Source organism: Halomicrococcus pelagicus (assembly GCF_051917725.1).
Classification (GTDB): domain Archaea; phylum Halobacteriota; class Halobacteria; order Halobacteriales; family Haladaptataceae; genus Halomicrococcus.
Genome location: NZ_JBQBLX010000010.1, coordinates 59,576 through 72,049, shown reverse-complemented (window position 1 = coordinate 72,049; position 12,474 = coordinate 59,576). Strand labels below are relative to the sequence as shown.

The 12,474-nt window shown below is 71.7% G+C and carries 16 protein-coding genes; 15 read left to right on the top strand and 1 reads right to left on the bottom strand.

The features are described 5' to 3' along the window. Positions 1-30 precede the first annotated feature (30 nt). From ACTF4R_RS21035 to ACTF4R_RS20965, 15 genes are all read left to right on the top strand, one after another. Positions 31-1,302, top strand: a complete 1,272-nt coding sequence (locus ACTF4R_RS21035) for a hypothetical protein (RefSeq protein WP_440010586.1) — start codon at positions 31-33, stop codon at positions 1,300-1,302. Then, complete coding sequence (locus ACTF4R_RS21030) at positions 1,303-2,847, top strand: cbb3-type cytochrome c oxidase subunit I (RefSeq protein ID WP_440010585.1); 1,545 nt, start codon at positions 1,303-1,305, stop codon at positions 2,845-2,847. Between the two features lie 48 nt (positions 2,848-2,895). Next, positions 2,896-3,291, top strand: a complete 396-nt coding sequence (locus tag ACTF4R_RS21025) for a hypothetical protein (RefSeq protein ID WP_440010582.1) — start codon at positions 2,896-2,898, stop codon at positions 3,289-3,291. Positions 3,292-3,332: 41 nt separating this feature from the next. Continuing rightward, a complete protein-coding gene (locus ACTF4R_RS21020; RefSeq protein WP_440010580.1) occupies positions 3,333-3,800 on the top strand; it encodes a cation:proton antiporter regulatory subunit in 468 nt (155 codons plus the stop codon). Further along, complete coding sequence (locus ACTF4R_RS21015; RefSeq protein ID WP_440010577.1) at positions 3,797-4,984, top strand: cation:proton antiporter; 1,188 nt, start codon at positions 3,797-3,799, stop codon at positions 4,982-4,984. The genes ACTF4R_RS21020 and ACTF4R_RS21015 overlap by 4 nt, the downstream gene beginning before the upstream one ends. 100 nt (positions 4,985-5,084) lie before the next feature. Further along, positions 5,085-5,456 (top strand): helix-turn-helix transcriptional regulator, encoded by a 372-nt coding sequence (locus ACTF4R_RS21010; protein WP_440010574.1) that lies wholly within the window; start codon positions 5,085-5,087, stop codon positions 5,454-5,456. Further along, the gene (locus ACTF4R_RS21005) at positions 5,453-6,751 is read left to right on the top strand and encodes a Glu/Leu/Phe/Val dehydrogenase dimerization domain-containing protein (protein WP_440010572.1); all 1,299 of its coding nucleotides are present in this window, start codon (positions 5,453-5,455) and stop codon (positions 6,749-6,751) included. Before ACTF4R_RS21010 ends, ACTF4R_RS21005 begins: the two co-directional genes overlap by 4 nt. Continuing rightward, entirely contained in the window at positions 6,748-7,059 is a 312-nt protein-coding gene (locus ACTF4R_RS21000) for a hypothetical protein (RefSeq protein ID WP_113277830.1), read from the top strand. The genes ACTF4R_RS21005 and ACTF4R_RS21000 overlap by 4 nt, the downstream gene beginning before the upstream one ends. Before the next feature lie 14 nt (positions 7,060-7,073). Beyond that, positions 7,074-8,483 (top strand): pectate lyase family protein, encoded by a 1,410-nt coding sequence (locus ACTF4R_RS20995; protein WP_440010569.1) that lies wholly within the window; start codon positions 7,074-7,076, stop codon positions 8,481-8,483. Beyond that, positions 8,480-8,695, top strand: a complete 216-nt coding sequence (locus tag ACTF4R_RS20990; RefSeq protein ID WP_440010567.1) for a hypothetical protein — start codon at positions 8,480-8,482, stop codon at positions 8,693-8,695. The genes ACTF4R_RS20995 and ACTF4R_RS20990 overlap by 4 nt, the downstream gene beginning before the upstream one ends. Before the next feature lie 25 nt (positions 8,696-8,720). After that, on the top strand, positions 8,721-9,671 hold the full coding sequence (locus ACTF4R_RS20985) for a hypothetical protein (protein WP_440010566.1): 951 nt from the start codon (positions 8,721-8,723) through the stop codon (positions 9,669-9,671). After that, positions 9,668-10,075: a hypothetical protein gene (locus tag ACTF4R_RS20980; protein WP_440010563.1), complete on the top strand. Its 408-nt coding sequence runs from the start codon at positions 9,668-9,670 to the stop codon at positions 10,073-10,075. The genes ACTF4R_RS20985 and ACTF4R_RS20980 overlap by 4 nt, the downstream gene beginning before the upstream one ends. A 73-nt stretch (positions 10,076-10,148) precedes the next feature. Beyond that, positions 10,149-10,352: a heavy-metal-associated domain-containing protein gene (locus ACTF4R_RS20975; protein ID WP_113277645.1), complete on the top strand. Its 204-nt coding sequence runs from the start codon at positions 10,149-10,151 to the stop codon at positions 10,350-10,352. A gap of 136 nt (positions 10,353-10,488) precedes the next feature. After that, positions 10,489-10,692, top strand: a complete 204-nt coding sequence (locus ACTF4R_RS20970) for a hypothetical protein (protein ID WP_113277829.1) — start codon at positions 10,489-10,491, stop codon at positions 10,690-10,692. Beyond that, complete coding sequence (locus tag ACTF4R_RS20965) at positions 10,685-10,981, top strand: DUF7563 family protein (RefSeq protein ID WP_440010560.1); 297 nt, start codon at positions 10,685-10,687, stop codon at positions 10,979-10,981. The genes ACTF4R_RS20970 and ACTF4R_RS20965 overlap by 8 nt, the downstream gene beginning before the upstream one ends. 61 nt (positions 10,982-11,042) lie before the next feature. On the opposite strand, the gene ACTF4R_RS20960 is transcribed toward ACTF4R_RS20965, so the two are convergent. Next, the gene (locus tag ACTF4R_RS20960; RefSeq protein ID WP_440010558.1) at positions 11,043-12,452 is read right to left on the bottom strand and encodes a two-component system sensor histidine kinase NtrB; all 1,410 of its coding nucleotides are present in this window, start codon (positions 12,450-12,452) and stop codon (positions 11,043-11,045) included. Positions 12,453-12,474 lie beyond the last annotated feature (22 nt).

Sequence of the window (12,474 nt, the reverse complement as noted above, 5' to 3'; positions counted from 1 at the left end):
CTCTGTTGTGCTACTTGCTAACACCGAACGATGACCGACAGAACCGCTTCGTCCCTCGTCCGCCGCCCCGCGCTCGCGGCGCTCGGCGCGCACCTGCTCGTGGGCGTCGCCGGGCGCTACGTCGCCGAGTACCTCCGAATCCTCGGCGCGCGGGCGTGGCTGGTCGGCCTCTACGGTAGCGTCGCGGTCGCGGCCACCCTCGCGGTTCCTGCCGCGCGCCGACGGCTCCGGACGGTCGTCGGCCGCCACGAGCGGGTCGCCGCCGCGCTGTTCGCGGCCGGCGGTCTCGCGCTCTGGCTGGCCGCGCCGTACCTCGGCGGCGTCTCGCTGGTCGTCCTCGCGCTCGAACCGTGGACCTGGGTGCTCGTCGGTCTGCTCGCGCTGTGCCTCTGGCGGCCCGCCGGCGCGCTGGGACTGCTCGCGCCGCTTCCCCGGCGCGCGACCGCGACGGACGTCGGCGGACGCGCCCGTTCGGTGACCGCCCGGCGGGTCGGCCTGCTCGGCGCGGTCGGCGTCGCCGCCGGCCTGTTCGTCGGTGCGCCGGACTTCCTCGCGGCGTACCAGGTCCTGGTCGCGCTCGCCGCGGCCGCCGTCCTCACGGCCGCGGTGACGGTCGGCGTCTTCGACGCGCCGGACGAGTCGCGCGACCGGCCGGACGTCCGGCAGGTGCGACCGCGGCCGTCGCTCGCCCGGGCGCGCGAACGACTCCGGAACGTACCGCCCGCCGCGCGCTCGCTGCTCGTCGGCGACGCGCTCGTCCGGTTCGCGGTCGGGATGGTCGCCGTCTTCCTCGTGGTCGTCACCGTCCACTCGCGCCGGGTCACGGCGACGGTGCTCGGCGTCCGACTGCAGCCCGAGGCGACGTTCGCCCTCCTGCTCGGCGTCGAGACGCTGGTCGCGCTCCTCGGAGCGCTGCCGGCCGCGCGACTCGTCCGGCGCGGCGACGCCGACGCCGGGTCGGCGGCGCGGGCGGTCGCGGGGTCCGGACTGCTCGCCGCCGCGCTCTTCCCGTTGCTCTTCGTCACCGTGCCCGCCGCGCTCGGCGCGCTCGCCGCGCTGTTCGGCGCGCTCGGCTGGTACCTCGCCGCGCGGCCGGCGCGGGCGGCGCTGCTCGCGGCGCGGACCGGTCCCGCGAGCTTCGACGCCTACCGGGTCGGTCGGCGCGTCGCCGTGGCTCCCGCGCCGCTCCTCGGCGGACTGCTGTACGGCGTCGCCCCCGAACTGGCGTTCGGCCTCGCGAGCTGCGTCGGCCTGCTCGGCTGCTGGGAGTACCTGCGGTTCGCCAGGAGGGTTCGAACGTGAATGGCCGGGAAACCGCCCGGACTCCGTCGGTGGCTGACGACCGTCGACCACCGGGACGTCGGCCTGCTGTATCTCGCGTTCGGGAGCGCGTCGGGGCTCCTCGGCGCGCTCGACGCGATGATGCTCCGGACGGACGCCCTCTCGCCGCGGCCCGGCGTCTGGCCGACCGGCACCTACGACGCCCTCTTCACCACCCACGGGTTGACGATGCTGTTCCTGTTCGCCGGCCCGGTCGTCTTCGGCCTGGCGAACTACCTCCTGCCCATCCTCGTCGGCGCGGACGACATGGCGTTTCCCCGGGCGAACGCCGTCGCGTTCTGGGTGTTGCCGCCCGCCGCCCTGCTGTTGCGGGCCGGCATCGTCACCGACCTGCTCGGCGTCGACGCCTTCGGCCCGCTCGCGACCGGGTGGACGCTCTACCCGCCGATGTCCGTCGAGACGGCGAACCCGGACGTCGACCTCGTCCTGCTCGGTCTGCACCTCTCCGGCCTCGGCACCATCACGGGCGCGATCAACGTCGTCGTCACCGTGCTCGCCTCGCGGGAGGTCGCGTGGCGGAACCTCGACGTCTTCTCGTGGACGATGCTCGTGACGGGCGGTCTCGTCGTCTTCGCGTTCCCCGTGCTCGGCAGCGCCGCCGTGATGCTGCTGCTCGACCGCAACCTGGGTACGACCTTCTTCACGACGCCGGGCGGTGGCCCCCTGCTGTGGCAGCACCTGTTCTGGTTCTTCGGCCACCCCGAGGTGTACATCCTCGTGTTGCCACCGATGGGCGTCGTGAGCTACGTGCTGCCGCGGTTCGCGGGCCGCCGGCTGTTCGGATTTCAGTTCGTCGTCTACTCGACGCTGGCCATCGGCGTCCTGAGCTTCGGCGTCTGGGCCCACCACATGTTCGCGACGGGGATGGACCCCCGGCTCCAGGCGAGTTTCATGGCCGTCTCCATCGCCATCGCCGTGCCGAGCGCGGTGAAGACGTTCAACTGGATAGCGACGCTGTGGAACGGCCGGATACGGCTCGTCGCGCCGATGCTGTTCTGTCTCGGCGCGGTGGCGAACTTTATCGTCGGCGGCGTGACGGGGGTCTTCCTCGCGGCGGTGCCGGTGGACCGCCTCCTCCACGGCACCTACTACGTCGTCGGCCACTTCCACCTCATGCTCGTCGGGACGTCGGTGTTCGCGCTGTTCGCGGCGGGCTACTACTGGTTCCCGCTGCTCGCCGGGCGATGGTACGACCGCCGGCTCGCCCGCCTGCACTTCTGGCTCTCGGCGGTCGGCGCGCTCGGCACCTTCGTCCCCCTCCTCGTGTTCGGGGCGGCCGGCCTCCCGCGCCGGATGGCGACCTACCCCGCCCGATTCGCCCCACTCCAGCAGGTCGCGACCGTGTTCGCCTACGTCCTCGGGGTCGGCCAGCTCGTGTGGCTCTACAACGTCGTGACGTCGGCGCACCGGGGCGAGCGCGTGGAGAGCCCGGACCCCTGGGACCTGCGAGAGCTACCGTTCGACTCCCGCGAGTGGGAGTGGTTCGCCGACCGATTCGAGGAGTGAGACCGACCGCGACGCACCGCCGTGCGAACGACGCGACCCGACGAACGCATGCCCTTCCCCGCTGAACCCGTCCCCGACGGCGCGCTGTTCGCGCCCCACCACTTCCTGTACGGACTGTACCTGCTGTTGTTCGCCTGCGCGAAGCGGTGGGACGACCGCCCGCACGAGGAACCCCTGCTGGTCACCGCCAGCGCGCTGGTGGCGCTGTTCGGCTGGGTTCACCTCTGGCGATACTACCCCGCGACCGGCGCAGCGGTCTGCCTGCTGGGCGTCGCCGGCACGCTCGTCGGCGCACTGGTGACCACGCGGTACGGTCGGCGCTGGCGGGCGTTCGTCGCCGCCGCCGGCCTCGTCGCGCTCGACGACCTGCTGTCGCACGCGCTCGGCCTGTGGACCCCGCTGGACTGGCTCTGGACGACGTACCTCCTCGACCTGCTGGCCTGACCCGCGACCCCACCGACCCGACACCGATTCGACCCACGACCGTGTACGAGACCCGCGTTCCCGGCGTCGGCCGGAAGTACGAACTCGACCGCGGCACCGACCGCCTCGTCGTCCTGGTGCGCCACGACGGCGAGCGCGAACTGTACCGTCGCGAAGGCGACGCCGACGCCGAGAAGCTGTTCGACCTCGACGGCGCGACGGCGCGCCGCCTCGGCGCGATACTGGAGGGGGCGTACTTCCAGCCCGTCGAACTCGACGAGGTCGCGCTCCCGCTCGGCGACGCCATCATCGAGTGGGTCGACGTGAGCGAGGACTCCCCGCTCGCGGGCGCGACCCTCGGCGACGCCGGCGTCTGGAGCGATACGGGCGCGACCGTTCTCGCCGTCCAGCGCGGCCGGGAGACGCACACGACGCCGAACCCCGACTTCGCGGTCGAGGCGGGCGACGTGCTCGTCGCCGTCGGGACCCGGGCGGAGCAGAACGCGCTCGAAGACATCGCGGAGCGATGACGCCGTTCCTCGAACTCGGCGTCGTCCTCGGCGCGGTGGCGGTCGCCGGGGGCGTCGCGGTCCGACTCGGCCAGTCGGTCGTCCCGGCGTACATCGTCGCGGGCATCGTCGTCGGGCCGCACGCGCCGACCCGCGTCGCCGGCGTCCCGCTCGCGCTCGTCGCCGAGTCGGAGTTCGTCGCGGTCTTCGCCGACCTCGGGGTCGTCCTCCTGCTCTTCTTCCTCGGGTTGCACGTCGACGCCGACCGCCTGCTGGGCGACTGGGACCGCGTCGTCGGCGCTGGCGTCGTCGACCTCGGCTGCAACGCCGCGGTCGGCGTCGCGCTCGGCTGGCTGTTCGGCTTCTCGCTCCTGGAGACGCTGTTTCTCGTCGGCGTCGTCTACATCTCCTCCAGCGCCATCGTGACGAAGGCGCTGCTGGAGCAGGGCTGGATAGCCAACCGCGAGAGCGAACCCATCCTCGGGTCGCTCGTCTTCGAGGACGTCGTCGTCGCGGTCTACCTGACCGTCCTCTCGACGCTGGTGCTCGGCGGCGGTTCCGCGTCGAACGCGCTCGCGAGCCTCGCCGCCGGCTTCGGGCTGGTGGCGGGCGTCGCCGCCGTCGGCTGGTACGCGACCGGCGCGCTCGAACGCCTCGTCGCCGCCCGCTCGGACGAACTGTTCCTCCTGCGCGTGCTCGCCGTGGCGGTGCTGGTCGCCGGCACCGCCGCGACGCTGGGCGTCAGCAAGGGCATCGCGGCGTTCTTCGTCGGCGGAGCGCTCGGCGCGACCGACGAGGCCGAGCGCGTCGAGCGCGCGCTCGTCCCGGTCAGGGACCTGTTCGCCGCGACGTTCTTCCTCGCCGTCGGGCTCGCGACGCCCGTGTCCGCGCTGGTCGAGGTCGCCGGACTGCTCGCCGCCGCGCTCGTCGCGACGACCGCCAGCAAGCTCGTCAGCGGCGTCGTCTCCGGGCGCATCTACGGGCTGGACGACCGGCGCTCGCTCCGCGTCGGACTGGGGCTGGTCGCCCGCGGCGAGTTCTCGCTGGTGCTGGCCGCGCTGGCCCGCGCGTCACCGACGCCCGTCGAGGGCGTTCCGGAGTTCGCGGTCGGCTACGTGCTGGCGACGAGCGTCCTCGGAACGCTGCTGTTGCGCCACGAGCCGACGGTCGCGGCGCTGGCCGGCGTCACCGACCGCGTCCCGTAGTCGACCCCGCCGACCGCCGAGCGGACCGCGTCCGGTAGCCAGGCCGGCGACGGGTTCGAGCCCCGAGCGCGGCGTGGCGGCACCAGCCGCCAGAGAGACCATGACTGCCAGCGAAACCGACTGCGACACGACGGCACAGCCCCGTCCGCTCGTCGGCATGACGGGATTCAAACGCGACCTCCTGCTGACCGTCGCCCGGCTGTCGGGGAGCAACCCCTACGGCCAGGTCGTCAAGCAGGAACTCGAAGAACAGTACGGCGAGTCGATCAACCACGGCCGGCTCTACCAGAACCTGGACGAGCTCGCCGACATGGGGTTCGTCCGGAAGCTACCGCTGGACGGACGGACGAACGCCTACCGGCTGACCGAGCAGGCGGCGTCCGAACTGCGCGCCCACCGCGAGTGGGAGGAGGAGTGTCTGCTCGCCATCGACGAGGACGCCATCGACCGTGGCGAGGACCTCCTGTCATGAGCGCCCTCGAGACGGCGCGCGACCAGCTCCGGCGGGCCGCCGAGCGCGTCGACGTCGACGAGGCGACGCTGTCGCGACTGTTCGAACCGGAGCGCGTCCACCGGGCCGCCGTCCCGGTCGAACGCGACGACGGCGGCGTCGAGACGCTGACGGCCGTCCGCGTCCAGCACGACGACGCGCGCGGCCCGTACAAGGGCGGCCTGCGCTACCATCCGGACGTGACCGAGGCGGAGTGTACCGCGCTGGCGACGTGGATGACGTGGAAGACCGCGCTCGTCGACGTCCCCTTCGGCGGCGCGAAAGGCGGCGTCCGGGTCGCACCCGAGGAGCTGAGCGACGCCGAGCGAGAACGGCTCACCCGGGCGTACGCCCGGGAGTTCGTCCGTGACTTCGGCCGGGACCGCGACGTCCCCGCGCCCGACCTGGGCACCGACGCGGAGACGATGGCGTGGCTCGCCGACGAGTACGAACGTGTCCGCGGCGACCACCGCCCCGGCGTCGTGACGGGGAAACCGCCCGTCGTCGGCGGGAGCGTCGGCCGCGAGAGCGCGCCGGGTCGCAGCGTCGTCGCGGTCGCCGACGAGGCCTGCGAGTACCACGGAATCGACCTCGCGGACGCGACCGTCGCGGTCCAGGGGTTCGGCAGCGTCGGCGCGACCGCCGCCCGCCTGCTCGACGACCGGGGCGCGGACGTGGTCGCCGTCTCCGACGCCGGCGGCGGCGTCCACGACCCGGACGGCCTCGACGTCCACGCCGTCCCCGCGCACGCCGAGACGCCGAACGCGGTCACGGACTGTGACGCCGCCGACGGAGGCGACCGCATCTCGAACGCCGCACTGCTGGAGCTCGACGTCGACGTGCTCGTCCCCGCTGCGGTCGGCGACGTGCTCACCGCGGACAACGCCGAGGACGTGCAGGCGTCGCTGATCGTCGAGGGGGCGAACGGGCCGACGACCGCGGCCGCCGACCGCGTCCTCGAAGAGCGCGGCGTCCCGGTCGTTCCAGACGTGCTGGCCAACGCCGGCGGCGTCGTCGTCTCGTACTTCGAGTGGGTGCAGAACCGCACCCGGCGGCCGTGGACGCGCGAGACGGTGCTGGAGCAACTGGACGGGCACGTGCTGGCCGCGTGGGACGCTGTCCGCGAGCGACGCGAGGCGGCGGACTGCTCGTGGCGCGACGCCGCCTGCGCGGTCGCGCTGTCGCGGGTCGCGCGCGCCCACGAGACCCGGGGCCGTACGCGACCCCGAGCGACGGGGCGGCCGACGCCCGAGCGGACGCCGGGAGAGCGACCATGAAGTCGGTCGCGCTCGCCGTCCTCCAGTTGCTCGCGCTGGCGATACCGCCCATCGCCGTGCTCATCAAGATGCTGCGGAACTCCGACGACCTGCCGTGGAGCCACCGAAAGTGGAGTTTCGGCATGGCGATACTGAGCATCGTACTATTCATCTCCGCCGGAATCGCCGTGCTGGTGTATCTCTCGACGGAGTACGCGCTCAACCCGCTGCTACAGCTCGCGCTGGCGTTCACCGTGCTGGGACTCGTCCCCTTCGCGCTGTTCGCGGGCGTGCTCTACAAGGAACACCGGATGACGTTCGGACCCTGACACTTCCACCCATCATGCCAATCGACATCACCGAGCGTGGAGCCGACAGCTCCGGCTCCGAACCGATAGACGACGCACTGGCCGACGCGATGGAAGACGGCGCGACCGTCGAGTTCCCGCCGGGAACCTACCGCGTCGAGAAGATAGCGACCGACCACGACGACCTGCACCTCGTCGGGACGAACGCGACGCTCGTCCCGACCGACCGCGCGAACTGTACGAACCTGCTCGATGCGACCGGCGACGGGTTCGTCTTCGACGGGTTCGAACTCGACTTCCGCGAGGTCAGCTACCCGCCGCGCATCGACGTACAGGGCGACGACTGGCGGGTCTCGAACGTCGTCGTCCGCGGCCACTGCGGCACGAACGGCACGGACATGGACGTCCACGGCGTGTCGTTCATGCGCCCCGTCGTCGAGAGCGAGGGCGCGACCGGCACCGTCGAGGACGTCTACCTCCACGAGGGCTCCGGCCCGCCCGGCGAGCGCAGCAACCGGCGGGCGTTCCTCGTGAAGAACCGGCACCGCGGCCACCTCGTGTTGAACCGCGTCTGGGTCGAGCAGTGGGGCGAGAACACGTTCTACGGCAACGACGTGCAGGGAACGGTCGCCATCCGGAACTGCTTCTTCCGGAACACGAACGTCGGCCTCCGGGTCGGCGGCGGCAGCGAGATTCGTAACTGCACGTTCGTCAAGGACGGCAAGCCGCCCAAGCAGGGCTGGTCGGGCGGCATGCGCTCGTGCGGCGTCGTCGTCGAGGGCGACGACCGGGACGCCTACCCCGGCCGGGTCACCGTCGCCGACTGCGACTTCGCGTTCACCCACCGCCACGAGAGCACCGACTCGCCCGTCGTCGCCAACGTACCGACCCAGGAGATCGCCGTCTCGAACTGCCGGGTGCGCTACGACGGCAACCGCAGCGACGCCGTCGAGATTCACTGCGACGACCGCCTCGAACGGCTCGCCCTGGAGAACCTGCACGTGACGAACAACAGCGACGACCGCGCCGCCGTCGGCGTCTACGGGAAGCCAGACGAGTACGGCACCGTCAGCGGCGTCGTCGGCGGCAGCAACGCCGCCGACCGGGGCGGCTACGTGTACGACAACCTCGAACTCGGGTCGCCGAACCCACCGAGCGCCGACCCGCCGCTCGCGCCGCCACCCGACGTCGGCCGGACGCCGAACGGCCGCGAGAACCAGTCGGAGACGGACGCGACGAAGGGCGGACGGACCCGCGACCGAGCGGCCGACGAGGGTGACGCCGGCGGAGAGGACGACGCTGACGGAGAAGGCGACGGTTCGACGGCGGGCGACGGGACGGCCGGTCCGGCGGTCGACGTCCGGTCGCTCGTCGAGGACGCGACGAACGCCGTCGAGGACGCCATCGACCGAGTCGAGCGAGCGCTTCGCTCGTGGTCGAGATGACGGACGAGAACGCCGGAAACCGCGACGACGGCGCGCTGGTCGTAGAGCCCGACGGCGACCAGTGCGGCGTCTGGGTCGCCCACTTCGCGGGCGACCCGGACAGCGACGCGGTCGAGATAGGGAACGTCTGGGGCGACACGCGCCGGATGCAGGTCACCGTCCCGAAGGCCGCCGTCGAGGACCTCGTCGCGGCGCTGGAGAGACGGACGTGAGTGCGGCGGTCGCGACCGCGACGCCATGAGGGGACGCGAGCGGCGGACGGCCGAGTGGTACGTGACCGACGCGCCGACCGACTGCTCGCTGCACGCCGTCGTCGCCACCGTCCGGGGACCGGTCGCCGTCGGCGAAGACGGTCGCGTCCTCGCCCGTCACGGCGGGGAGTGGCGCGTCGTCGTCGCCGCCGGCCCCGCGACCCGAGCGAACACGCTCACCTGCGTCGACGCGACCGACGACGGCGAGCGCGCCTGGTTCGCCGGCTCCTCGGGCGCACTCGGCGCGTACGACGCGGCGACCGGCCGGAAGTTCGACTACTCCGCGCCGACGGAGAAGACCAGCACCTGGGAGGCCATCGCCGTCGCCGGCGACCGGGGCGACGAACGGCTCCGGGTCGCCAACGGCTCCGGCGAGGTCATGGCAGTCGCGACCGACGACCGCGGCTGTCCCCAGTGGGACGCGGTCGTCGAACCGGGCTGTGGCGCGACCGTCTCCGCGCTCGACTTCGGCGGCGGACGCGCGTGGGCGGTCGACACCAGCGGCGAGGTCACCGCCGAGTTCGAGGACGACTGGTGGACGCTCGGCGTCCGCGACGCGCAGGTCGACTTCTTCGACGTCGCCGCCGGCGGGGAACGGACCTTCGTCGCGGGCGACGACGGCCGACTGTACCGCTACGACCGCCGCTGTGAGAACTGGACGCCGCTCTCGGTCGGCGAGAGCGCGCTGTACGGCATCGACCGCGACGGGACGACGCTGCTCGCGGCCGGCGAAGACGGCGTCGTCGCGGAACGCGTGTCCGGGGTGGGCTGGCTGGCGTCGTCGACGCCGGCCGAGGCCGACCTCCGGGACGTGGCGGTCGGTCGGCGGTTCGACGAAGAGACGGCCGCGACGAACGCCGGCGCGGCCGAGGACGCGACGACGGAACGCCGACCCGACGTAGCGGTCGGCGACGACGGAACTATCATCGAACGATGACGAAGATACGCGAACTGTACTGGTACGTGCTCGCAGCGTACCTCGTGGCACTGGTACTCGGCGCGGTGGCGCTTCTCGCGCTCGTCGCGGCGACGAACAAGATAGGTCTCATCGCGGTCGGCGGGGTCGGCGGCCTCGTCCTGCTGGTGCTGGCGAGCCTCCCGACGTTCCCCGCGCTGTACCGGGACGCGGGCTACGTCCGCGCGGCGACCGACTGGAATCCCAACCCGTGGCCGTACCTCCTCGGCGGAGCGCTGACGCCCGTCCTCGGCTTCGTCGTCGGCCGGGACCTCTTCGGCCCGCGAATCAACCTGGCGCTGTCCGTCCTCTCGTGGCTGGGCAGCGTCGCGACGATGTCGCTGGTCTACCTCTACCGCCGACACCGCTTCGTCGGCGTGCCGTAGACGTGGCGACGACGAATCGTTTCCCCGGACGGTCGGCCGGTATCAAGTCGCTCACGGTCGTACGAACGGTCGCATGGGACAGTACGAGTTCCGCGTCGACGGGATGCAGTGTGCCGGCTGTGAACGGATCATCGAGAGCGAACTGAAGGGCGTCCGCGGGGCGCTGACGGTCGACGCCGACCACGAGCAGGGCGTCGTCGAGGTGACCGCCGACCCCGGCACCCGCGCAGACCTCGCGACCGCCATCGGCGACCTGGGCTACGCCGTCCGGGAGTAACGTCCACTTTCACCCGTCGGTCCGCTCCTCGTCGGGAGAAACCGCCGGACTCCGGCGGAGTGAAGCGAACTCCGCCCCTTTACTTTCACTCCGGATAAGACTCGATATTTAGAGGGGAGTCGTCGTACGGTCTCGCATGAGCGTCCACCGCATCGACGGGACCAGAGCGAAGTGGCGATACACGTGCCCGAACGGGCACGCGAGCTGGGAGACGACGAACGGGCACTTCTGGTGTCACCAGTGTAGTCGCCTCCCGGACGCCGACGCGGAGTTCTGGGAACTGCTCGACGGGAAGACGGGTGAGCGACTCGCGAGAGAGAAGGTGACAGTCAATGGCTAGAGCAACGCGATTCGAGACGGACGGCACCGACGAACAGACGCATCGAACGCGGCCCGCGTGGAACCCCGGTGGCGACGAGACGAGCAGACTCCTCGCCTGCCGGAACGCCGGCTGCGACAACGACCACGTCGACCCGGAGTTCGCCCGCATCCTGGGCGACGGCGACGCCGTCTACGCCTGCCCGGAGTGTACCTCCTGGGCGGCGCTGAAAGGCGGCGCGGCCGCCGACCCCGAGTTCGACCACCGGGTGGACGACGTGGTGTCGCGACGGCGAGCGTCCGAGTGGTGACGCCGGCGCGAGGATAGCGGTACTGCCAGCGAGGGGAACGGCACCGGCGTCGCCGGCGGCCTCACTCGAACTCCATGCCGCTGATTTCGAACCGGGCACCGCCGTCGTCGGCAGCGTCGATGTCGACCGCCCAGCCGTGCGCTTGGGCGATCTGTTCGACGATGGTCAGTCCGAGACCGGTGCCGTCGTTGGTCGTGTACCCGCTCTCGAAGACGTCCCCGCGCTCGTCCTCGGGGATGCCCGGGCCGTCGTCCTCGACCGCGATTCCGTCCGACGTGCGCTCGACGCGGACGGTCACGTCGTCGCCGGCGTGCTCGACGGCGTTCCGGAAGAGGTTGCGGAACACCTGGCTCAGCCGGTCGGGGTCGGTCGAGATCTCCTCGTCGGTGTCCTCCAGGACGAGCGTCGCGTCGGGCGGGACGGTCCGCTTCCACGTGTCCTCGACCACCTCGCGGAACACCGTCCACTCCTCGTCGCCGGTGGTCTCGGGGCGGCGAGCGAGGTCCAGCATCTCGTCTATCATCTGTTCCATGCGGCCGAGAGCGTCGTCGACCTCGTCGTAGGCCGTGGGCGTGCCGTCCTTGCGCGCCACGCGGAGATAGCCCTGCGCGATACCCAGCGGGTTCCGGAGTTCGTGGGCGAGCATACCGGCGAACTCGTCGAGGCGCTCGTTCTGGCGTTCGAGTTCCTGCCTGCGGCGCCGGTGAGCGGTCACGTCCCGGAAGATACCGACGACCTCGGAACCGTCGTCGCTCGGCATCGTCGCCGTGTTTATCTCCGCGTGGCGGGTCTCGCCGTCCGCCGCCGTAAACGCCACGCTGTACGGCGACCGGTCGGGGGCGGCCCCGTCGGCTCGCACGTCGGCAGTCAGCGACTCGACGGTGTCGCTGGGGAACGCCGGCACCTCCTCTATCGGCCGTCCGTTCACTTCGATCCGCGAGACCCCCGTGAGGTCGCAGAACGCGTCGTTGACCGCCTGGATGGCCCCCTCGGCGTCGAGGACGAAGACGGGGTCCGGAGCGGTCTGGAACAGCGTCTGGAACCGCTCGACGCTCCGTTCGCGCTTCCGTTCGAGTTCGACCGAGAGCCGCCGCCGCTCCAGCAACCCCTCGATGCGCGCCCGCAACACCCCCTTCTCGATGGGCGTCGTGACGACCTCGTCGACCACTGTCCAGGCGTCTGGCGTACACGCCGGCGACCCGTCCGAGGACACCAGAAGGTAGGGAAGGAACGTCGGGGAGGCGACGTCCGTCCGGGTCTCCAGGTCGTCCTCGTGCTGGAGAAACGACGTCTCGTCGACGATACAGAGGTCGAAGTGGTCCTCGACGGCGTCGCCGTCCGGACGAACGACGTCGTATTCCGCGGCGAGCCACTCGCCGAGCAGTTTCCGGTTCTGGTCGTCGTCGAGGAGCAGAAGAATCACGCTCTCGGACGGGTCGTGCAGAAGCGTCGTCGACGACGGCCCGCTCATGCGAAACTCCCGCCGACCAGTT

Excerpts from the sequence above, each read along its gene's own strand:
- ACTF4R_RS21015 (WP_440010577.1), top strand. The coding sequence starts at position 3,797 with ATGACGCCGTTCCTCGAACTCGGCGTCGTCCTCGGCGCGGTGGCGGTC.
- ACTF4R_RS20975 (WP_113277645.1), top strand. The coding sequence starts at position 10,149 with ATGGGACAGTACGAGTTCCGCGTCGACGGGATGCAGTGTGCCGGCTGT.
- ACTF4R_RS20995 (WP_440010569.1), top strand. The coding sequence starts at position 7,074 with ATGCCAATCGACATCACCGAGCGTGGAGCCGACAGCTCCGGCTCCGAA.
- ACTF4R_RS20970 (WP_113277829.1), top strand. The coding sequence starts at position 10,489 with ATGAGCGTCCACCGCATCGACGGGACCAGAGCGAAGTGGCGATACACG.
- ACTF4R_RS21000 (WP_113277830.1), top strand. The coding sequence starts at position 6,748 with ATGAAGTCGGTCGCGCTCGCCGTCCTCCAGTTGCTCGCGCTGGCGATA.
- ACTF4R_RS20960 (WP_440010558.1), bottom strand. The coding sequence starts at position 12,452 with ATGAGCGGGCCGTCGTCGACGACGCTTCTGCACGACCCGTCCGAGAGC.
- ACTF4R_RS20980 (WP_440010563.1), top strand. The coding sequence starts at position 9,668 with ATGACGAAGATACGCGAACTGTACTGGTACGTGCTCGCAGCGTACCTC.
- ACTF4R_RS21010 (WP_440010574.1), top strand. The coding sequence starts at position 5,085 with ATGACTGCCAGCGAAACCGACTGCGACACGACGGCACAGCCCCGTCCG.
- ACTF4R_RS21025 (WP_440010582.1), top strand. The coding sequence starts at position 2,896 with ATGCCCTTCCCCGCTGAACCCGTCCCCGACGGCGCGCTGTTCGCGCCC.
- ACTF4R_RS20985 (WP_440010566.1), top strand. The coding sequence starts at position 8,721 with ATGAGGGGACGCGAGCGGCGGACGGCCGAGTGGTACGTGACCGACGCG.
- ACTF4R_RS21005 (WP_440010572.1), top strand. The coding sequence starts at position 5,453 with ATGAGCGCCCTCGAGACGGCGCGCGACCAGCTCCGGCGGGCCGCCGAG.
- ACTF4R_RS20965 (WP_440010560.1), top strand. The coding sequence starts at position 10,685 with ATGGCTAGAGCAACGCGATTCGAGACGGACGGCACCGACGAACAGACG.
- ACTF4R_RS21030 (WP_440010585.1), top strand. The coding sequence starts at position 1,303 with ATGGCCGGGAAACCGCCCGGACTCCGTCGGTGGCTGACGACCGTCGAC.
- ACTF4R_RS20990 (WP_440010567.1), top strand. The coding sequence starts at position 8,480 with ATGACGGACGAGAACGCCGGAAACCGCGACGACGGCGCGCTGGTCGTA.
- ACTF4R_RS21035 (WP_440010586.1), top strand. The coding sequence starts at position 31 with ATGACCGACAGAACCGCTTCGTCCCTCGTCCGCCGCCCCGCGCTCGCG.